Origin of the sequence: Dactylosporangium sp. CA-139066 (assembly GCF_050936175.1) — a bacterium.
In the GTDB taxonomy this organism is placed as follows: Bacteria; Actinomycetota; Actinomycetes; order Mycobacteriales; family Micromonosporaceae; genus Dactylosporangium.
The window spans coordinates 3447013-3466964 of the sequence record NZ_JBNJNH010000001.1 but is presented as its reverse complement, the minus strand read 5'-3'; the positions used below and the strand labels follow the sequence as shown (position 1 = coordinate 3466964).

Genomic DNA, 19952 nt, shown 5'->3' with positions numbered 1-19952 from the left:
CGTGCTAGGGGTGGTAGTTGCCGTCGGCGCCGAAGTGGTGCATCGCCGTGGAGGTCCAGTGGCCGTAGGAGCCGGCGCTCTGGCGCGACTCCCGGCTCCAGCGGCCGCCGTCGAGCAGGCCGCCGCGCACGGCCAGCACCGGCGCGACGGCCAGCAGCGCGGCGTTGCCGAACAGCGCGACGGCGAGCCCGGCCCGCCGCGGGTCAAGGTCCGCGGCGGCGGCGAGGCCGGCGTGCTCCGACCGCAGCCACTGCAGCCGGCGCATCCCCGCGAGCGTGCGGCGCGGGATGAACCACATCGCGGCGACGACGCCGGCGAGCACCACGGGCATCGCGACGAGCGGTGGCGCGCCGAACCGGGCCACCGCCCACGCGGGCAGCGCCAGCAGCGCGGCCGGGACGCATACCCGCACCCACGGCCAGCGCAGCTCGCCGTCGCGGCGCAGGCCGGTGCGCAGATCCGCCAGGGCCGCCCGCACGCGCGGCAGGGTCGCCAGCTCGCGCGGGCCGATCCAGCCGAGCAGGCCGTTGTACAGCGCCCGCTCGAACGGCTCGCCGTCGCGCGGGTCGGCGCCGGTGCGGTTCACCCGGCCGCGCTCGTCCGTCTCGAGGCGGCCGCGGCGGTACAGCATGATGAGCCCGGCCCGCACCGCCGCCCGCTCGCCGCCGGCGAGGTACGCGACCTCGGTCGCCTTCAATCCCCCGTCCATGCCCGCAGTGTGGGCCATGCGCGCCAGCGGGCCCTGCCGTAATGTCCTCGCGTGACTGATCGACGGCGACTGACGAGCCAGCGGCTGTTCGCGCTCACCATCGGCGCGATGACGCTGCTCATCGCCCTCGGCTCGTGGGCCGGCTGGGCGTCGCTGGCCGACACCACCCGGGTCTCCGACCGGCTGCAGCAGCGCATCTCCCCCGCCGCCACGGCCGTCGTCGAGCTCGGCGCGGCGCTGGTCGACCAGGAGACCAGCGTGCGCGGGTACCTGCTGACCAGGCAGGCGCAGTTCCTCGACCCGTACCACGCCGGCCGCGACACCGAGCGGCGCACCCTCGCCGACCTGCGGCGCCTGCTCGCCGACGAGAAGGGGGCGCCGGCGCTGCTCGACCGGGTGGAGTCGGGCGCCGCGCAGTGGCGGCAGCAGTACGCCGAGCCGCTCATCGCCGCCACCGATCCCGAGTCGCCGCTGGTCGGGGCGGGCAAGGCCGCCTTCGACGCGCTGCGCGGCGACGTCGGGGCGCTGCAGCAGCGGGTCGACCGGGCCCGGGCCGACGGCCGGCGGGCCCTGGAGGACTCCCGGCACCGGCGGGACACGATCTTCGCCGTGATCGTCGGCGGCCTGCTCGGCGGCCTGCTGATCCTCGCGCTGCTGCTGCAGCGCACGGTGCTGCGCCCGCTCGAGCGCCTGCAGACGGCCGTGCGGCGGGTCGCCGACGGCGAGTTCGAGCACCGGGTGCCGGCCGGCGGCCCGCGCGACCTGGCCAACCTCGGCGCCGACGTGGAGGCGATGCGCGGGCGGATCGTCGCCGCCCTCGCCGACAGCCGCGACCAGCAGGAGCAGCTGCGCCGCTCGAACTCCGACCTGGAGCAGTTCGCCTACGTCGCCTCCCACGACCTGCAGGAGCCGCTGCGCAAGATCGCGTCGTTCTGCCAGATGCTCCAGCGGCGGTACTCCGGCCAGCTCGACGAGCGCGCCCAGCAGTACATCGCCTTCGCCGTCGACGGCGCGACCCGCATGCAGGCGCTCATCAACGACCTGCTGGCCTTCTCCCGGGTCGGCCGCGTCTACGACAACGTCACCGACGTCGACCTCGGCGCCACGCTGCGCCGGGTCCGCTCCGACCTGGCGGTGCGCCTGGAGGAGGTCGGCGCCGAGATCGAGGCCCCCGAGCTGCCGGTCGTGCGCGGCGACTCGACCCTGCTGGCCATGCTCTGGCAGAACCTCATCAGCAACGCCGTGAAGTTCCGCAAGCCCGACCTCACCCCGCGCATCGTGATCGGCGTGTCCCCGGAGGAGGACGGCTTCTCCCGGTTCTGGGTCCAGGACAACGGCATCGGCATCGAGCCGCAGTTCGAGGACAAGATCTTCGTGATCTTCCAGCGCCTGCACCCGCGGGACGTGTACCCCGGCACGGGCATCGGCCTGGCCATCTGCAAGCGCATCGTGGAGCACCACGGCGGCCGCATCTGGCTCGACGCCGACCACAACGACGGCGCCCGCATCTGCTTCACGCTCCCGGCCGCCGCCTGAACCGTCCCGGCGGAGGGCCGGCTGCCGTTCGTGCCGGGCACGGAGGTCGTCGGCCGCACGGGCGACGGCCGCCGCGTCCTCGCCCCTATCTTCGCCGGCGGCGGCTTCGCCGAGCGTGCGGTGATCGACGCGGCGGACGCGGTCACGGCGGCGCCCTCGCGCTGCTGGTGCAGGGCCTGACCGCCTGGCACGTGCTGCGTAGCTGCGCCCCGACCGCCGTTCAGAAGCGCGGGCCGTTGCCCTTGCCGTACGTGAGGTACAGGAAAGGGCCGATCGGGAACGACAGCACGATGATGAGCGCCCACGTGTTGCGGTCGAAGTAGCGCAGCTGCCGGTCGCTGGTGCCGGCCAGGTCGGCCAGGACCCGGCGGTCGAACCACACCACCGCGCTCAGCAGCGCCACCGCGGTGACCAGGGCGATCGTCGTACTGTTCACCCCCTCAGCGAACCCCTTCCGGACGACCCGGTCAAGTGGGCTTGGCCGGCGGTTCAGCGCGGGACCTGGGCCGCATTGCGGCTCACGGGTTGCGCCGCTCGCCGCGCCGCGGCGACGACCGCCGGCTGGTCGACCGCCGCGACGCCCGAGGCGGCTACACCGCGGCCAGCGCCGAGCGGACCGCGGCGGTGAACGACCAGAACAGGCCGGTCGTCGAGGTCCGCCGGCCCGCGCGGGTGAAGCTGGTGAACATCGCCTGCCGCAGCGGCGTGGTCAGCTCCAGCTGGGCGCCGCCGCCGCTGAGCGTGCGGTTGGCGATGTTGGCCGGGTCGTCGCCGTCGAGCTCGCCGACGCCGGCCGCGTCCCGGGTGGTGAAGCCGGCGGCGGACAGGGCCGAGCGCAGCGCTGAGCGCAGGGCGGCGTCCGCGCCGCCGACCAGTGCAGCCGCCGTGCCGTCCGCGAAGCCCGCCTGCTGCGGCGTGCAGCCGTGCAGCGAGACCGCCCGCCGCACCCCGCCGCAGAGCGCCAGCGCCACCGGGTCGTCGCAGTGCGTCGACGTGACGTGCAGGACGCCGTTGTTCGACGCTCGCAGCCCCTCGAACATCCAGAAGTCGTACACCGGCCCGCCGGCCGGGGTCGCCGCCATCGTCGCCGGGTCGTAGCCGGCGATGGCCAGGCACAGCTCGGAGGTCCCGGGTTCGATGCCGCCGCCGTGCGGGGCGATGACCACCGCCGCGGGCAGCGCCGGCGACGGCGCCGTCTCGCTGTCGTCGCTCACGCCGTGGCGCCGGAACCGCTGCCCGTAGTCCACGCCGGCCACGAGGGCCGGGTCGGCGTAGAGCGCCGTGTTGGACGGGTAGGTGTCGGCCGCCGCGGCCACGCGAGCCCCGAACGCGGGCGCCGCGAGCGCCGCCCCTCCGGCCGCGAGCATCACACGCCTCGATATCCCCATGGGGGCACCATACGTCGTACCGCCCGGCCGCGGTTCCCCGTCACGGCCGGCGGCCGGCTGCTGCCCCCGTCCTGGCCGAGCAGCGCGCCGCCGACGCCCTGATCGACCACGAACTGGGCGGTCCGGGGGTATGACTGTGGGGTGCAGACCTTCCTGCCGTACGCGGACTTCGCGGCCAGCGCCCGGGTGCTGGACCGGCGGCGCCTGGGCAAGCAGCGCGTGGAGGCGCTGCAGGTGCTGCGCGGGCTCGTCGTGCCCGGCTACGGCTGGCGCCACCACCCGGCGGTGAAGATGTGGGCCGGGTGCGAGGAGGCGCTGGTGCGCTACGGCCTGGAGATGTGTGCCGCGTGGACCGCCCTCGGGCACACCGACACGGTCGAGGCGACCCTGCTCGGCGAGCGCGGCCCGGCCCGGACGCAGGCGGAGCTGGCCGCGGCCGGCGCGCTGCCGGTGTGGCTCGGGCGCGAGGACGTGCACCGCAGCCACCGCTCGGCCCTGGTCCGCAAGGACCCCGGGTTCTACGGCCCGCTGTTCCCGGACGCCGACCCCGAGGAGCCCTACGTCTGGCCGGACGCCGCCGGCCCCGCGTGAAGGCCAGACGAAGAACCGGGCGGCGGATGACCTGCGACTGGACGAAGTGGCTCCATCTGGTGGTCACGCTCAACGGCAGCCGCACCTGGCGCTCTACCCGGCCGCGCTCACCGCGGCCCAGGTCGACGACCACTGCCGCGCCACCGGGCGGTTGCCGTAGCGGAGGCGGCCGGGACGGGGCGGCGTCTAGGCTGAACGGCAGGTGCGCCGGGAAGTCTGGTCGGCAGGCGATGTCGGCTGGGCGAGGGAGGCGGACCGGTGGAGCGCGTCGAGATCGTCCTCGCCCTGGTCGTCCTGGCCACCGTCGTGGCCGTGTCGGCGCGGCGGCTGCGGCTTCCGGCGCCGTCGCTGCTCGTCGCCGCCGGCGTTGCGGCCGGTCTGCTGCCGTTCGTGCCGCGGGTCACCGTCGACCCGCAGGTCGTGTCGTTCGTGGTGCTGCCGCCGCTGCTGTACGCCGCCGGGGAGGACCTGTCGTGGCGCGAGCTGCGCCGGGTCTGGCGGCCGGTGACGGTGCTGGCGTTCGGCCTGGTGCTCGCCTCGGCCGCGGCCGTCGGAGCGGTCGCCGCGGCAGTCACCGGCCTGCCGGCCGCGATGGCGTTCGTCCTCGGCGCGATCCTGGCCAGCACCGACCCGGTCGCCGTGACGGCCCTGGGGCGGCGGCTGCCGCTGCCGGCCCGCGTCCACACGCTGCTGCAGGGCGAGAGCCTGTTCAACGACGCCACGAGCCTGGTGCTCTTCCGGGTCGCGGTCGCCGGCGCGGCGGCCGGCGGCGCGGTGTCGTGGACGCACGCCGTCGGGCTGTTCGCGCTGCTGGCCGGCGGCGGCGCGGCGGCCGGCGCCGCGGTCGCCGCCTGCGTGGCCGTGATCCGCCGCCGCACCGAGGACCCGGTGCTGGAGACGGTGATCGCGCTGCTCACCCCGTACGTCGCGTACGTCGCCGCCGAGGCCGCCCACGTCTCCGGCGTCACCGCGGTCGTGGTCGCCAGCGTCATCCTCGGCGGCCTGGCCCCCAGCCTGACCAACCCGGGCATCCGCCTGCAGCTGCACGCCGTGTACGGCACGGTCGTCTTCCTGCTCGAGTCCGTCGTCTTCGCCGTCATCGGCCTGACGCTGCCCGGGTTCGTCCGCGACCTGGCCACGGCCCCCGTACACCTGCTGTGGCAGGTCCTCGCGGTCGCCGCGACGCTGCTCACCGTGCGGTTCCTGTGGGTGGCGCCGCTCGCGCTGTTCCTCGCCGACCGCCCCCGCCGCGCCGCCTGGCGCGCCGCCGCGGTCGTGTCGTGGGCCGGCGCCCGCGGCGTGCTGCCCCTCGCCGCCGCCCTGTCGCTGCCGCTGCTCACCGACGCCGGCCACGCGCTCCCCGGCCGCGGGCTGACCATCACCATCACGGCCGCGGTCATCGTGCTGACCCTGACCGTGCAGGGCTTCACGCTCAGCCCGCTGGTGCGCCGTTCGGGGATCGCCGCCTCCGGCGCCGCCCTGAGAGCCGAGGAGGCCCTGGCCGACGTCCGCACGGCCCATGCGGCTCTGGCCCGCCTGGAAGAGCTGGATAGGGTACCCCCGGAAGCCCACGCCGCCCTGCAGCGCGCCCTGCGGCACCGCATCGACGAGCACCGCGAGCCGACGCCGGAGCACGACTCGGCGGACCTGTCCCTGCGCGCGGCCCGCCGCGAGCTCATCGCCGCCGAGCTGCGCGAGCTGGACCGCCTGCACGAGACCGGCGAGATCTCCGACGCCACCCGCCGCCGCGTCCAGCGCACCCTCGACCTGCGCGACTCCGCCCTGGGCGAGCCGTAGCGGCGGCCGCATCGCCAAGCCGGGCGGTCAGCACTCGCGGGCGAGCAGGTCGTCGATCGACTCGCGGCGCAGCAGGGTGCGGGCGCGGCCGGCGGACACGGCCAGCAGCGCCGGGTGCGGCACCAGGTGGAAGTTCGACGCCCGGGCGTGGTGGTAGGCGCCGGTCCCGGCCACCGCGAGCAGGTCGCCCGGGTGCACGTCGGCCGGCAGCTCCAGGCGCGGCACGACGAAGTCGCCCGGGTCGTTGTGGCGGCCCAGGACGGTCGCCGGCACCGGCGGCGCGACGGAGGCGCGGCCGACGAGGACCGCGGTGTGGCGGTCCGCGCACTGCGCCGCCGGGCAGTCGGTCATCCCGCCGTCGGTGGCGACGAGGAGGCGGCCGTCGCGGCGGGCGGTGACGGAGAGGATCCGGTACACCGTGACGCCCGCCCGTCCCACGACGGCCCGCCCGGGCGAGACGCCGAGCCGCGGCGCCGGCACCCCGCGGCGCTCCGACTCGAGGGTCATCATTGCCCGCATCCGGCCCGCGAACGCCTCCAGCGCGAAGTCGTGGTCGGTGTGCCCGCCGCCGAGGTCCACCCAGCCGACGGCGGCGCCGTGCGCGCGATGGATGTGCGCCGAGAACTCCGCGATGCGGCGCAGCTCCGTTTCGTACCGCTGAAATCGCTCGATCTCGTGCCCCACGGAGCAGTCGAGGCCCGCCAGGCGCAGGCCCGGCTGGCCGGCGATCCGGGCGACCGCCGTGGCCGCCTCGCCGGTGCCCACGCGCAGCCCGAACGCCTCGCCCTCGGCCGGCCCGGCGAGCAGCCGCAGCAGGACCCGCTGCCCGGCCGGCGCGGTGGCGGCGAGCCGCGTGATCTCGGACAGCGACTCGACGACGATCGCCCCGACTCCCGCGGCGCGGGCGACGGCGAGGTCCTCGGGCGTCTTCGCGCTGCCGTACAGCACGATCCGGCTCGGGTCGACGCCGCCGGCCAGCGCGACGCGGATCTCGCCGGCCGAGCCCGCGTACAGCCCGAGCCCCTCCGCCGCGACCCAGCCGGCGACGCCGGCGGTGAGCAGCGCCTTGCCGGTGTAGGCGACGTTCTCGGCGCCGAACGCGGCGGCGTAGGCGCGGCAGCGTTCGCGGACCGCGGCCTCGTCGAGCACGTACAGCGGGGTGCCGTGCGCCTCGGCCAGCGCGGCCAGCCCGGCGCCGGCGACGAGCAGCTCGCCGCGCCCGCCCCAGCGGGCGGCCGGCGGCCAGGCGCCGGGCTCCAGGTGGGCCGGGAGGGAGGAGCGTAGCGAGGGCAGGATGTCGGCGAGCGTCATGCCCCGACCGTGGCACCGGCGGCGAGGGCGCGGGAAGGGCTCCTGACGCAATCCATACGCGCAAACCGTTGCCCCGTATGGATTGCGTCAAGGACCGATGACGGAGGCGCCGGGCGGTGCGAGCGTCGAGGCATGCCCACCCAGACCGTGACCCTCGACCCCGCCGCCGCCTGGCTGATCGACCGGACGGCCGGCGGCCCGGCGCCCGCCGTCGTGCTCGGCGCCGGCACCGTGCCGCCCGGCGCGCTGCGGCTGCTCGTCACGCCCGGCTCGCTCGGCGCCGGCCGCCCGCTCGTCGTGCACGGCGACACCGCGACCGGGACGCCGACGCTGCGCGTGCTCGCCCCGGACCTGGTGCCCGCGGTGGCCGCCGTCCTGCTCGCCGTCCGCGACCGGACCGGGCGGGTACCGCGGCTGTCGTGCACCTGGCCGGCCCGCCGCGCCCTCAGCGAGGTCGTGAGCCTCATCGACCCGGCGGTGTTCTCGGTGCCGCGGCTGCGCAACCTCCTGCGCCGCGCCGAGCCCTCCCCCGCCCGCCGCCCGCTGGTCTGCGCCGACCTGCCCTGAGTGGTCAGACGCGGAACTGCCCGACGAGGCCGCGCAGCTCGCGGCTCATCGCCGACAGCTCCTCGGCGGCCGTGCGGGTGTCCTCGACGCCGCCGGTGGTGACCTGCGCCGCCTCCGAGATGGTGGAGATGTCCGCGGCGATGTCGGCCGAGCCGGCCGCGGCCCGGGAGATGTTGCGGCTCATCTCGTCCGTCGTGGCCGTCTGCTCCTCGACCGCCGCCGCGATCGTGTGCTGGTAGTCGCCGAGCCGACCGGTGATCTCCACGATCCGGTTGATCGCCTCGGTCGCCTCGGTGGTGTCGGACTGGATGCTCTGCACCTTCGCGGCGATGTCGCCGGTGGCCCGGCCCGTCTCCTGGGCCAGCTCCTTCACCTCGTTGGCCACGACGGCGAAGCCCTTGCCGGCCTCCCCGGCCCGGGCCGCCTCGATCGTCGCGTTGAGGGCCAGCAGGTTCGTCTGCTCGGCGATGTCGGTGATGACCTTCACCACGTCGCCGATCTGCCGGCTCGAGCCGGACAGCCGGCCGATGAGGTCGAACGCGGACTGGGTCAGCTCCGCGGTCTGGCCGCCGACGCGGGCCGCCTCCGCCGCGGTACCGGAGATGCGCTGGATGGAGGCGCTCATCTCCGCGGCGCCGGTCGCCACGGTGTGCACGTTGTCCGACACCGCGCCGGCCGACGTCACGATCCGCCCCGACTGCGCCGACGTCTGCTGGGCGCTGGACATGATGCGGGCCGAGGTCTCGGTGAGCCGCTCGCTGGCCACCGCGACCGTGGAGGCCGAACCGCTGATCGCCCGTACCGTGGCGGCGATCTTGTCGACGAACGTGTTGAACTCGCGGCTCACGTCGGTGAACTCGTCGTTGCCGGTCACCACCAGCCGGCGGGTCAGGTCGCCCTCGCCGTCGGCGATGTCGGCCAGGCGCTCGTGGATCGCCCGCAGCGGCCGGATCACCGACAGCGACAGCGCGATCGCCATGAGGATCGCCACCGCCAGGGCGGCGCTGCCGACGACGCTGGCGAAGCGGCTGGTCCGCGACGCCGTCGAGCGGCCGGCCCGCTGCGCGGCGGCCGCCCGCTGCTGCGCGTTGGTGAGCAGCTGGTCGACGGAGTCGGCGATGCGCTGGTACACCTCCAGCCCCTCCCCCGTCACCAGGTCGTTGGCGGCGCCCGTCTGGGCGGGCGTGCCGGCCCGGTACGCGGCGATGGCCCGGCCGTCCATCGCCTTGAAGTCCGCGAACGCGGCCCGGATCGCCTGCACCGACGCCTGGTCGGCCGCCGGCAGCGGCAGCTTGGCGATGTCGTCGAGCTCGGCGGCGAAGTCCTGCATCGACTTGAGGAACGCGGCCCGCGTCTCGGCCGTGTCCTGGGCCGCGCCGGGCACGCCGCGCACGATGTCGAGCGCGTAGCCGGCCTGCCACCCGGAGATGTCGGTGATCCGGTACTTCAGCTGCTCGGCCCCGTCCAGCTGGGCCTGCGCCGCGGACAGGTCGGCGACGGTGTCGCGCGTGCCGTGCGCCGCCGAGATCGCCGAGAGCCAGATGCCGACGATGCACAGCGACACGATGGAGAAGCCGACTATCAAGCGCGTGGTGACCCGGGACCGTCGCAGCGCGTTCATGCCCGACCAATCGGCCCAGGGAGGGTGACCTTTTAGGCGATTGCGTCGGCGATCACGTTGGCGACGGCGACACGGGTGGGGTCGGGGTTGGCCCAGCTCCAGTTGGGGTGGGCGCGGTTGGTGAGCAGGACGAGGACGAGCTGGCGGCGGGGGTCGACGACGAGTTCGCAGCCGGTGAAGCCGGTGTGGCCGAAGGTGCCGGGTGCGGCGAGGCGGCCCATGAACCAGGGCTGGTCGAGCTCGAGGCCGAGGCCGTGGGTGGAGGAGCGGTTGGGCCGGTCGACGTCGGTGGCGGGCAGGCCGGCGTTGTAGTTCTTGAGCATCCGGCCCACGATCGCCTCGGACAGGATGCGCTTGCCGCCGGTCTGGCCCTTGCCGAGGAGCATGCGGCCGATGACGGCGAGGTCGGCGGCGGTGGTGAAGATGCCGGCGGAGCCGGCGACGCCGCCGAGGACGTTGCAGATGTCGTCGTGGACGGTGCCGCGCAGCAGGCCGCGGGAGGTGCGGGCGTCGGTGGCGACGAGCCGGTTGGCCTTGGCGTCGGCCGACAGCCAGCCGAGGGGCTTGAACCCGGTGTCGCGCAGCCCGAGCGGGCCGGTGATTTCGTTCTTGACCTGCTGGTCGAGGGGCTTGCCGGTCAGTTTTTCGAGGATCTGCTGGGTGAGCAGCAGACCCAGGCTGGTGTACCGGAACAGGGTCCCCGGCGCCACCCCGTCGGCCAGGGGCGTGGAGACGATGTAGGCCCAGCGGGCGGCGATGTCCGGTTTCTTCGACGTCTCCGGGATCGACGGGCCGACCGGCAGGCCGCTGGTGTGGGTGAGCAGCATCTGTACCGTGACGCCGGCTTTGCCCGGCCCGTCGAAGGCGGGCAGGTACTGCGCGACTGGCGCGGAGAGGTCCAGGGCGCCGCGGTCGACCTGCTGCAGGGCGAGGATCGTGGTGTAGATCTTGGTGCAGGAGGCGACGTCGAAGATGGAGTCGGGGCGCATCGCGACCCGCTTGCCCGCCGCCAGCTCCACCGGCCCGGCCCCGTAGCGCAGGGCGTCGCCGACGGCGGCGTGGGTGGTCACCTTCCCGGCGACGTCGGTGAGCACGACCGCGCCCGCGTAGCCGGGGTGCTTCGGGTTGTCCGACGTCGGCACGAGGTAGCGCTTCATGACCTCGACCAGCTTCGCGCTGTACGGGGCGGCGAGCACCGTGCCCGGCGGCGGCGCGGACGCACCCGCCGACGCCAGCCCGGCGAGGCCCTCGTCGCCCACCGGCGCCGCGGCCGCGTCGGACCCGCCGGCGACCGGATCGGAGCCGGACGGTCCGGCGGCCGGCGCCCCGGCCGGGTCGTCACCGCAGCCGGCCAGCGCCGCGGTCGCCGCGGCGAGACCGGCCCCGAGCAGCCCACGCCGCCCGATACCCCGCTCACCCAACATGGCCGCGATCCTCGCACCCGCCGGCCGCTGCCACAATTGGCCGGTGAGCGGCGAACATACGGGCGCGCGGCGGCGGGCATGGACCGGTGCGGCGGTTGCGGTCGCCGGGCTCGCCGTCGCGACCGCGGTGCTGGAGCCGCTGCGCGGGGACCTGTCGCTGGCGTCGGTGGCGCTGCTGTACCTCGTGCCGGTCGCCGCCGCGGCCGCCGTGGGCGGGCTGTGGCCCGCGCTCGGGGCCGCCGTCGGGGCCGATGCGCTGGTCAACTTCTTCTTCGTCCCGCCGTACCACACCCTGGCCGTCGCCAGCACCGACAACGCGATCGTCCTCGTCGTCTACGTGGTGGTCGCCGCCGCCGTCGCCGTCGCCATGGACGTCGTGGCGCGCCAGCGGGCCGCGGTCGCCCGCCGCGACGTCGAGTCCCGGCTGCTCGCCCAGCTCACCGCCGCCCCCGCCGCCGGCGACGCCCTCGCCGGGATCCTCGCGCAGGTCCGCGACGCCTACCGCATGGACGCCGTCGCGCTCGTCGAGCACGACCGGGCGGTCGCGGCGGTCGGCGAGGTGCCCGGCGGCGACCCGGCCCTGCGCATGCCGGCCGCCGCGGGTGTACACCTGGACGCCTGGGGCCCGCCCGTCCAGCCCGAGGAGCGGCGCACCCTGGGCCGGCTCGCCGCCGCCGCGGCCCGCCTCCACGAGCGGCAGCGCCTCGCCGACGACGCCGCCCGGGCCCGGGAGCTGGCCGAGATCGACCGGCTGCGCACCGCCCTGCTCGACGCCGTCAGCCACGACCTGCGCACGCCGCTGGCCGGCATCAAGGCGGCGGCGTCCAGCCTGCGCCAGGCCGACGTGCAGTGGTCCGAACAGGACCGCGACGACCTGCTCGCCACGATCGAGGACGCCACGGACCGCATGACCGCCCTCGTGGAGAACCTGCTGTCGCTCAGCCGGCTGCGGGCCGGGGTGCTGTCGGCGACCCCGGAGCCGACCGCCCTCGACGCCGTCGCCGCCGAGGTCGTCCTGCACCTGCCCGACCGGGAGCACAACCGCGGCCGCGTCGCCGTCGACGTGCCCGACGACCTCCCGCTCGCCCACGCCGACCCCGGCCTGCTCGAACGGGTCGTCGCCAACCTCGTCGCCAACGCCCTCGCCGCCGCGCCCCGGGTGCGCATCACCGGCGAGCGGGCCGGTGACCGCGTCCGCCTCGTCGTCGCCGACAATGGCCCCGGCGTTCCACCCGCCGACCGGCCCGGCCTGTTCGAGCCGTTCCAGCGGCGCGGCGACCGCGGCGGCACGGGCCTCGGCCTCGGCCTCGCGATCGTGCGCGGCTTCACCGAGGCGATGGGCGGGACGGTGACCCCCTCCGAGACCCCCGGCGGGGGCCTGACGATGACCGTGGAGCTGCCGGCCGTATGACGAAGGTCCTGATCGTCGACGACGACGAGCCGCTGCTGCGGGCGCTGCGGCTCAACTTCGCCGCCCGCGGCTACGAGGTGCGCACCGCCGGCAGCGCCGCCGCCGGCCTGGCCGCCGCCGCCGACCACCCGCCCGACCTCGTCGTGGTCGACCTCGGCCTGCCCGACCTGGACGGCCTCGACGTGGTGACGGGCATCCGGGAGTACAGCACCGTGCCCATCATCGTCCTCTCCGCCCGCCACGGCGGCCCGACCAAGGTCGCCGCCCTCGACGCCGGCGCCGACGACTACGTCACCAAGCCGTTCGGCATGGACGAGCTCCTCGCCCGGATGCGGGCCGCCCTGCGCCGCGCCGCGCCCGCCCCCGCCGAGCCGGTCATCGAGGCGTCGTCGTTCCGCCTCGACCTGTCCACGAAGCAGGCGACCGGCCCCGACGGCCGCCCGGTGCGCCTCACCCCGACGGAGTGGCACCTGCTGGAGGTGCTGGTCCGGCACGCGGGCAAGCTGGTCGAGCACCGGCAGCTGCTGCGCGAGGTGTGGGGCCCGCAGTACGAGACGGAGACCAACTACCTGCGCGTGCACTTCGCCAACCTGCGCCGCAAGCTCGAGGCCGACCCGTCGCGCCCGCGCCACCTCATCACCGAGCCCGGCATCGGCTACCGCCTCGACCTCACCGCCCCGGGCCCGTCGTGACCGAGGGGCCACCGGTGGCGGACGGGCACGACACCCGCGTGCTGACCCACGGCGGGCGGCGGCCGCGGTCGGTGCTGCTCCTGCACGGGTACACCCACTCCCCCGCCCAGCTCGACGCGCTGGCGGCGCGGTTCTTCGACCGGGGGTACAACGTCCTCGTCCCCCGCGCCCCCGGGCACGGCCTCGTCGACCGCGACGCCCACGCCACCGTCACCGCGGCCGGCCTCATCGCCTACGCCGCCGCGGCGCTGGACGAGGCGGCGGCGCTCGGCGAGGAGACCGGCGTCGTCGGCGTCTCCGGCGGCGGCGTCCTCGCCACGTGGCTCGCCGCGCACCGGCCCGGCACCGTGCGCCGGCTGCTCGTCCTCGCCCCGCTCTACGCACCGCACGCCGGCCAGGTCCCGGCCGTCGTGCGGCGGCCGATGCAGGCGCTGTACGGGTGGCGGGTCCTGCCCGACCGGCGCAACGCCCGCGGCTACTCCTACCGCGCCGTCGCCCAGTACCTGCGCATCGCCGCCCGGCTCCCGGCCCGGTTCCCGGCCGCCGGGGTGCGCCGGGTCGCCGCCGTCCTCGCGCCCGGCGACACCACCGTCGACGCGCGTCTCGCGTTCGACGTGCCGGCCCGCCTCGCCCGCGCCGCCGGGGCCTCCCTGCACCTCGAGACACTGCCGGCCGAACTGGGCCTGGGCCACGACATCATCTCGGCGCACCGCCTCGGCACCCACGCGGCGGCGCTCAACGAGCGGTACGTCGGGCTCTACGAGGACGACTGTCCGCCGCAACCATCACCGAACGGATGATGCCGGCCTGGATTCGGGCCACGCGATCCCGTTCGGCCCGTACACCGTGAACTCCACCGGCGTGAGCCGCCGCGAGCGGGGCGCGCTGTGGTCCGAATCGCCTCCGTGCGGGTCGAGAACGTCGGCGGCCGCCAGATCCGCGACCTGCCGAACTACGCCACGTTCGTGTGCCTGGTCGACTCCCTGGCGCTGGATCAGGTGTAGCTCTGCGGCGCCCGCCGCAGCGTCGCCCACTGCTCGATGTCGTGGTTGTGGACGACCAGCGCGACACCGAGCTCCTCGGCGAGGTCGGCGAGGCGGCGCTGTGACCGGCGGGTCGCCGCCTCGTCGACGTCGAACGGCGTCATCGGCCGGGTCTCCGCCTCGGTGCCGCGCATCCAGGCGTCGCCGGCCAGCAGGACGCGTCCGGTCTCCGGCAGCTCGACGAGGACGGCCTGGTGCCCGGGCACGTGCCCGCCGCACTCCAGCAGGGTCAGGCCGGGCCGCAGCTCGACGTCGCCGTCGACCTCCCGGTAGCGCAGGCGCGGGTCGTCCCACTGGTCGCGGTACCACTCGTAGCGGAACAGCCCCGAGGACCGTGCGTGCTCCCGTTGCGCGCGCTGCACGATGAACTCGGCGTGCGGAAACTCGTCGTTGGCCCCCGCGTGGTCCGGGTCGAGATGGCTGACCACCACCGTCGTGACGTCCCCGGTCGTGAGCCCCAGCTTCTGCAGCTGCCCGGCGATGTGATCGTCCTCGGTCACCACGAAGTGCGACTCCGGATCGCCGATCACCCGCCGCGCGCATCCGGTGTCGACGAGCACGTACTGGTCGTCCGGCCCGACTTTCAGCAGGTACGCCGGGATCGGCACCCCCACCTCGCGGACGGTCCCGAGCTGGAGCAGGAAGAGTTCCCTCACCTCAGTCATGCAGTGACTATAAACATGAACGACTTCAAAATTCCGCCCCCTATGCTGTCGTGGTGGAGAACGGACTGCGGGCGCGCAAGAAGCAGCGCACCCGCCAGGCCCTGAGCGAGGCCGCGACGGAACTGTTCGCCGCCCGCGGCTTCGAGTCGGTCACGATCGCCGAGATCGCCGCCCGCGCCGACGTCGGCGTCGGCACGGTGTTCAACTACTTCCGCTCGAAGGAGGAGCTGTTCTTCGACCGCGCCCACTCGCTGGAGCAGTCCCTGGTCTCGACGGTGGCGTCGCGCCCGCCGGGCGAGAGCATGGCCTCGGCATTCCGCCGCTGGCACGAGTCCGAGCTGTCGTTCCTGCTGGACCCGCGCGGCGCCCCACAGGTCGCGCGGTACTTCTCGGCCATCGCCGCCAGCCACGCCCTGCAGACCGCGGAGCACGCACTGTTCGACCGCCTGCAGGCCGCACTGTCCCCTTTGGACCCTTCCTCGGGCGTGCTGGCCGCGCTGCTGATGGCCATCCACCGGACCACGCTGACCGCGTTCCGCGACGCCCTCCCTCACGGCCACCCCGAGGCCGAGGCGCGCGCCCGTGACACGTCAGCCACCGGCTTCGCCGCCCTGTCCCCGACAGCCCTGACTTGGGGCACAGCGTGAGCTTTCGAACACGGAGCGCATGAATCGATGATCGGCTTTTTCGTGATGGTGTAAGGTGCTTGAAAGCGGTACGGCACCCGGGGACCCCACGTTGTCCGTTCTCCGATCGCCGCCATTCGCCCACGTCTCCCGACCACGACAGCGGCCCCACGCAGGCGCGCGCGGATCGCACCGCCCATGATCATCAGACGTTCTCGGCCAGAAACTCCTCCCACGTGCGGCGCCCGACCGCCCGCTCGGGGGCCAGGTTCGCACCACCCCGGATCGCCCGGTACGCACCACCGCCCATCCGCAGCCGCACAACCGGCCGCCGCTTGCCGGCGGCAGCGAGGTAGCTGCGAACCAGCTCATCCATCCCATAGATCTTCGGCCCGGCCAGGTCCGGCACCAGCCCGGCCGGTTCGCCCGCCGCCAGCTCGGCCAGCCGCCGCGCAACCTCGGCCCCGTCGACCGGCTGGAACCGCACCCCGGCCGGGACCGGCACCACCGGCATCCGGGCCATCTGCCGGATCGTCGTGAGCGTAAGCTCGTGGAACTGGCTCGCCCGCAGCGTGGTCCACGGGATGCCGGACTCCGCGACGAGAACCTCCGCGGCGCGCTTCGCGGCGAAGTAGCCGAACATGGCCCGGTCGGCGGCACTGCGCACGGGGACGCGGTCGGCGCCCACGACCGAGATGTAGACGAGGTGCTTCGCGCCGGCGCGGGTCGCCTCGCGGACCAGGTTGCGGGCCTTGACGTCGTCGCCCTTCGCCGAGCCGGCGCAGTGCACGATCGTGGCGGCGCCGGCGACCGCCTCCGCGACGCCCGCGCCGGTGGCCAGGTCGCCGACGACGTACTCGACGCCGTCGGCGACCGGCGCGGCCCCGGCGTTGCGGGTCAGGACGCGGAGGTCGCAGCCCGCCCCGCGCAGCAGCGGGAGCAGCAGGCGGCCGAGGGTTCCCGTACCGCCGGTCAGCAGGATTGGTGTCGTCGTCATGGCGCCGTCTCCGTTCACATCGGGGTCTCACCACGCAGACCCGCGGGAGAGCGCCGATGTGACGTGATCCAGGCCACGCCCCCGACAACCGCAAAAGGCGAAGCGGCTAGCGGGCGTTGAAGGTGCGCAGCGTCCACGAGTCGAGGCGGCGCCACGCGGCGCGGACCAGGCGGCGGACCTCGGCGGGCTGGACGTACGGCAGCGGAAGCATCAGCATCCTCCTCGTTCTGGATCGATTCAGTTGCCGTCAGGTCCAGGCTATGCGTCGCTCCGTGATCGAATCCAGCTCACCGGCTGTGTGCCGCCTCACGGGGCGCCGAGTCGCGGGCATCCAGGTCCTCGGCCAGAGGTGGCGGGAAATGCCGTGGTGGTTGCCGGTGCCGGCCTGCTATCAACATCGGCGTGATCGCCATTGAGCCGTAGCCTGCGCACCGACCCGTATCCCCTGCGCGCCGCGCGCCGGGCCCGCGACACCGGGCCCGTGCGGGTACGGGCGGCGCGGCCCGGGTTCGTCCATCCCGCGAACCCGGCCGACATCCGGCAGGTCCTCGCGTTCTTCGGACCGGCCGCGACCTACGGCGTGCGCGGCGTCGAGCTGCGGCAGCGGCCGCCGGGCGCCGGGGCCGTCGCGGTCGCGGCGCTGCGGGTGCCGGGGATCGTGCTGCTGTACGAGCAGCCGGAGCCGCCGTGGGTGCTGCCCGGGCGGCTCACGGACCCGGGCGCCGCGCGGCTGCGGCGGGCGGGGGCGATCGTCACCGCCGGAAGCGCCGCCACGCGGGTCGACTGGCCGGGCGGGGAGCTGCGCGACTTCATGCTGTTCGACGGGCTCATGCACGAGCTGGGGCATCATGTCGTACAGCAGGAGGCCCGTCGCCGCCGCACCCCCGCCATGCGCACGGCCGATCACGAGCGGCGCGCGGACGCCTACGCGGTGCGCGCCCGGGCGGCCTGGGCGGCGGCGTGGTGAGGCTGGTCGGCGACGGGGTCGAGAACCCGGCCAACGCCGAGGCGCTCGTCGCCGCGGCGGCGATGTTCGGGGTGGCGTACGGGTTCCGGGACGAGCGCGGGCTGCTCGCCGGCGTGTCCAAGGTCGGCACCGAGGCGCTGCTGGCGACGCCGATCGTCGCCGTGGACAACGCGGACGGCGCCGAGTCGGTGTACCGCCGCGGAAGCCTCCACAGTGCAGCGTCCATTGTGGTCGGGAACGAGCGCAAGGGGATCCGGCCCGACCTGTTGCGGGCGGCGGCGCGGACGGTGTGCATCCCGATGCCGGGGCGCGGGGTCAACACGCTCAACGTTGCCACCGCGGCGGCCGTGGCGCTGTACTACCTGGGCGGCGCGAGCGGGCGGCGCACGGTGCGGGGGCCGCGGCCGGAGTCGCAGCGCCCGGGCGTGCTGCTGGCCGGGCCGCGCGACCACGTCGAGGCGGGCAGCTCGCTGCGCTCGGCGGCCGCGTTCGGCTGGACGAGCGTCGGGCTCGACGACCGGGACAAGGTGTGGTTCGGCACGCCGCGGCCGGTGCGCGCCGAGGGGCGGGCCGCGGCGCGCAGCCACCGCAACCCGTTGCGCGTCGTGCCGGGCGGGGGCGTGCAGGGGTACACCCGCGTCATCGTCTGCACCGAGGACGCCGACGGGCCGCCGGTGCACCGGACCGACCTCACCGGCGCGGGCACGCTGCTCGTCGTGCCGGACGGCGACTTCGACGCGCCCGCCGGGGCGCAGTTCGCGCGGGTCGGGGCGGCGGGGGCGGCCGGGCGGTACCGGTTCCTGACCGGGATCGTGCTCGCCGAGGCGGCCCGGCAGCTCGGGCCGCGCCCGGAGGGGTCGGCGGGGCGGCCGCCGCGGCGGGGCCTGTCCTACCGCAGCGAGCTCGGCCTCGACGCGGCCGGGGATCTCGTCGAGCCGTGGGAGCTGCTGGAATACTGATCCCGGTGAGCGAGCAGGAGTGGCTGGGCGAGGAGTTCCAGCGGCACCGGGGCCGGCTGCGGGCCGTGGCGTTCCGGATGCTCGGCTCGACCGCCGAGGCCGACGACGCCGTGCAGGAGACGTGGCTGCGCGCGAGCCGCGCCGGTGCCGAGGGCGTCGGCAACCCCGAGGCGTGGCTCACCACGATCGTCGCCCGCGTCTGCCTCAACCTGCTGCGCGCGCGGGCGACGCGGCGCGAGGACCCGCTCGACGTGCACGTGCCAAATCCGATCGTCAGCCCCGCGGCCGGCGTCGACCCCGAGCACGAGGCGCTGCTGGCCGACTCGGTCGGCCTGGCGCTGCAGGTGGTACTGCAGACCCTCGCCCCGCCCGAGCGCCTCGCGTTCGTGTTGCACGATATGTTCGCGGTGCCGTTCGAGGACATCGGGCCGCTGGTCGAGCGCTCCCCCGCGGCCGCGCGGCAGCTCGCGAGCCGGGCCCGCCGCCGCGTCCAGGCCCGCCCGACGGCCCCGGACCGCGACACGGCCCGCCAGCGCGCGGTGGTGGAGGCGTTCTTCACGGCCTCGCGCGAGGGCGACTTCGCCGCGCTGGTCGAGGTCCTGGACCCCGACGTGATCCTGCGCTCCGACGGCGGCGAGTCGCGCCCGCGCCTCACGTTCACCCTGCACGGCCCCGAGCAGGTGGCCACCCAGGCCCTGGCTTCGTCGCGGCTCTCCCCGTTCGTGTACCCGGCCCTGGTCAACGGCGCCGCGGGCGTGGTCGTCGCCTCGGCGCCGGACCGCCCGCTGTTCGTGATGGCGTTCACGGTCGTCGACGGCCGCATCGCCGCGGTCGACGTGCTGGCCGACGCGGACCGCCTGCGCGGCCTGGACCTGTCGATGCTCGGCGGGTGAGCCGCGGGCCCCTACGATGGGCCGTGTCGCATCCGAGCCTGCCCGCGGCGATCGCCGTCAATGTGATCGGCGGCGCGGTCGTGTTGCTGGTCCTGGTGCTGGTGGTCCGGGAGGCGCGGCTCGCGGCGTCCCGGCTGCGCCTGCGTTTCACCACGATCGCGGCGCTGCGGGCCGCGCCGGCGAGCGCCGGCCGCTGCCTGCTGGCCGGCCGGCTGCACGCCGCGTCTCCGCCGTCTCCGGCCCGCGGCGGCCGGAGCGTCGCGTGGTACCGCACCGTACGGACACGAACGGTCATCGAGCCGGGCGGCGAGTGGCCGGTCACCAGGACGCTGTCCGCGCACACCGGCCCCGAGCGGATCGCGCTCGACGACGGCACGGCGACCGCGTTCGCCCGGCCCGGCCTGGTCGACCTGGACGCGTGGCGGCCCGCGGTGGTCAAGCACCGCGACGAGCACCACGGCGACGAGCGCACCGAGGAGTGGATCATCCCGGACGGCACGCCGGTCGTGTTCGTCGGCGAGTGGGCGCGCCGCGGCGACGTCGTCGAGCTCGGCTCGTCGCGCGCGTGGCCGGCCGAGGTGGTCGCCTTCCGCCGGGGCGCCCGCCAGCTGGTGGTGCTGCGGGGCGCGTCCGCCGGGCTGCGCGCGCTCGGGCTGACGTGCGCGGGCGTGGCCATGGCCTTCGTGATCGTCGCCGTCGACCTCGCCCGCCGCTGACCGCCGTCCCCGTTGCCGCAACGGGGAACGACGGCCGCG

Annotated in this window: 21 protein-coding genes; 13 read left to right on the top strand and 8 right to left on the bottom strand. The window is 75.4% G+C overall.

Annotated features, from left to right (window positions below):
- Window positions 1-4: 4 nt before the first annotated feature.
- Window positions 5-709, bottom strand: coding sequence for a TIGR04222 domain-containing membrane protein (locus ACQEVU_RS15785; protein ID WP_433324030.1), 705 nt, complete (start codon window positions 707-709; stop codon window positions 5-7).
- A 51-nt stretch (window positions 710-760) separates the two neighbouring features.
- Between ACQEVU_RS15785 and ACQEVU_RS15780 the strand changes: the two genes are divergently transcribed.
- Complete coding sequence (locus ACQEVU_RS15780; RefSeq protein WP_433324028.1) at window positions 761-2245, top strand: sensor histidine kinase; 1485 nt, start codon at window positions 761-763, stop codon at window positions 2243-2245.
- Window positions 2246-2275: 30 nt separating this feature from the next.
- Entirely contained in the window at window positions 2276-2425 is a 150-nt protein-coding gene (locus ACQEVU_RS15775) for a hypothetical protein (protein ID WP_433324026.1), read from the top strand.
- 40 nt (window positions 2426-2465) lie between these two features.
- Here the strand turns inward: ACQEVU_RS15775 and ACQEVU_RS15770 are convergent, their stop codons facing one another.
- Together ACQEVU_RS15770 and ACQEVU_RS15765 are read right to left on the bottom strand one after the other, a co-directional pair.
- On the bottom strand, window positions 2466-2681 hold the full coding sequence (locus ACQEVU_RS15770) for a hypothetical protein (RefSeq protein WP_433324024.1): 216 nt from the start codon (window positions 2679-2681) through the stop codon (window positions 2466-2468).
- A gap of 154 nt (window positions 2682-2835) precedes the next feature.
- On the bottom strand, window positions 2836-3633 hold the full coding sequence (locus tag ACQEVU_RS15765; RefSeq protein WP_433324022.1) for a poly-gamma-glutamate hydrolase family protein: 798 nt from the start codon (window positions 3631-3633) through the stop codon (window positions 2836-2838).
- Between the two features lie 141 nt (window positions 3634-3774).
- Between ACQEVU_RS15765 and ACQEVU_RS15760 the strand changes: the two genes are divergently transcribed.
- Together ACQEVU_RS15760 and ACQEVU_RS15755 are read left to right on the top strand one after the other, a co-directional pair.
- A complete protein-coding gene (locus tag ACQEVU_RS15760; RefSeq protein WP_433324020.1) occupies window positions 3775-4224 on the top strand; it encodes an MSMEG_6728 family protein in 450 nt (149 codons plus the stop codon).
- A 258-nt stretch (window positions 4225-4482) separates the two neighbouring features.
- A complete protein-coding gene (locus ACQEVU_RS15755; protein WP_433324018.1) occupies window positions 4483-6021 on the top strand; it encodes a Na+/H+ antiporter in 1539 nt (512 codons plus the stop codon).
- A 27-nt stretch (window positions 6022-6048) separates the two neighbouring features.
- Here ACQEVU_RS15755 and ACQEVU_RS15750 read toward each other — a convergent pair whose 3' ends face one another.
- Entirely contained in the window at window positions 6049-7332 is a 1284-nt protein-coding gene (locus ACQEVU_RS15750) for a diaminopimelate decarboxylase family protein (RefSeq protein ID WP_433324016.1), read from the bottom strand.
- Window positions 7333-7464: 132 nt separating this feature from the next.
- Between ACQEVU_RS15750 and ACQEVU_RS15745 the strand changes: the two genes are divergently transcribed.
- Window positions 7465-7899, top strand: coding sequence for a hypothetical protein (locus ACQEVU_RS15745; protein WP_433324014.1), 435 nt, complete (start codon window positions 7465-7467; stop codon window positions 7897-7899).
- Between the two features lie 4 nt (window positions 7900-7903).
- On the opposite strand, the gene ACQEVU_RS15740 is transcribed toward ACQEVU_RS15745, so the two are convergent.
- The gene (locus ACQEVU_RS15740; protein ID WP_433324012.1) at window positions 7904-9520 is read right to left on the bottom strand and encodes a methyl-accepting chemotaxis protein; all 1617 of its coding nucleotides are present in this window, start codon (window positions 9518-9520) and stop codon (window positions 7904-7906) included.
- 32 nt (window positions 9521-9552) lie between these two features.
- Entirely contained in the window at window positions 9553-10944 is a 1392-nt protein-coding gene (locus ACQEVU_RS15735; protein ID WP_433324010.1) for a serine hydrolase domain-containing protein, read from the bottom strand.
- Between the two features lie 43 nt (window positions 10945-10987).
- Here ACQEVU_RS15735 and ACQEVU_RS15730 point away from each other — a divergent pair, with 43 nt between their 5' ends.
- From ACQEVU_RS15730 to ACQEVU_RS15720, 3 genes are read left to right on the top strand one after another with little or no spacing between them, the layout of a single operon-like run.
- Window positions 10988-12355, top strand: coding sequence for a sensor histidine kinase (locus ACQEVU_RS15730; protein WP_433324008.1), 1368 nt, complete (start codon window positions 10988-10990; stop codon window positions 12353-12355).
- Complete coding sequence (locus ACQEVU_RS15725; protein ID WP_433324006.1) at window positions 12352-13047, top strand: response regulator; 696 nt, start codon at window positions 12352-12354, stop codon at window positions 13045-13047. The genes ACQEVU_RS15730 and ACQEVU_RS15725 overlap by 4 nt, the downstream gene beginning before the upstream one ends.
- Window positions 13048-13061: 14 nt before the next feature.
- Window positions 13062-13847, top strand: a complete 786-nt coding sequence (locus ACQEVU_RS15720) for an alpha/beta fold hydrolase (RefSeq protein ID WP_433324004.1) — start codon at window positions 13062-13064, stop codon at window positions 13845-13847.
- Between the two features lie 194 nt (window positions 13848-14041).
- On the opposite strand, the gene ACQEVU_RS15715 is transcribed toward ACQEVU_RS15720, so the two are convergent.
- Entirely contained in the window at window positions 14042-14755 is a 714-nt protein-coding gene (locus tag ACQEVU_RS15715) for an N-acyl homoserine lactonase family protein (protein WP_433324002.1), read from the bottom strand.
- A gap of 53 nt (window positions 14756-14808) precedes the next feature.
- Between ACQEVU_RS15715 and ACQEVU_RS15710 the strand changes: the two genes are divergently transcribed.
- Entirely contained in the window at window positions 14809-15402 is a 594-nt protein-coding gene (locus ACQEVU_RS15710) for a TetR/AcrR family transcriptional regulator (protein WP_433324000.1), read from the top strand.
- A 184-nt stretch (window positions 15403-15586) separates the two neighbouring features.
- On the opposite strand, the gene ACQEVU_RS15705 is transcribed toward ACQEVU_RS15710, so the two are convergent.
- On the bottom strand, window positions 15587-16378 hold the full coding sequence (locus tag ACQEVU_RS15705; protein WP_433323998.1) for an SDR family oxidoreductase: 792 nt from the start codon (window positions 16376-16378) through the stop codon (window positions 15587-15589).
- A gap of 412 nt (window positions 16379-16790) precedes the next feature.
- Between ACQEVU_RS15705 and ACQEVU_RS15700 the strand changes: the two genes are divergently transcribed.
- From ACQEVU_RS15700 to ACQEVU_RS15685, 4 genes are read left to right on the top strand one after another with little or no spacing between them, the layout of a single operon-like run.
- The gene (locus ACQEVU_RS15700) at window positions 16791-17345 is read left to right on the top strand and encodes a hypothetical protein (RefSeq protein ID WP_433323996.1); all 555 of its coding nucleotides are present in this window, start codon (window positions 16791-16793) and stop codon (window positions 17343-17345) included.
- Entirely contained in the window at window positions 17339-18304 is a 966-nt protein-coding gene (locus ACQEVU_RS15695) for a TrmH family RNA methyltransferase (RefSeq protein WP_433323994.1), read from the top strand. The genes ACQEVU_RS15700 and ACQEVU_RS15695 overlap by 7 nt, the downstream gene beginning before the upstream one ends.
- A 5-nt stretch (window positions 18305-18309) precedes the next feature.
- The gene (locus ACQEVU_RS15690; RefSeq protein ID WP_433323992.1) at window positions 18310-19197 is read left to right on the top strand and encodes a sigma-70 family RNA polymerase sigma factor; all 888 of its coding nucleotides are present in this window, start codon (window positions 18310-18312) and stop codon (window positions 19195-19197) included.
- A gap of 23 nt (window positions 19198-19220) precedes the next feature.
- The gene (locus ACQEVU_RS15685; RefSeq protein WP_433323990.1) at window positions 19221-19913 is read left to right on the top strand and encodes a hypothetical protein; all 693 of its coding nucleotides are present in this window, start codon (window positions 19221-19223) and stop codon (window positions 19911-19913) included.
- The last annotated feature ends 39 nt before the right edge of the window (window positions 19914-19952 follow it).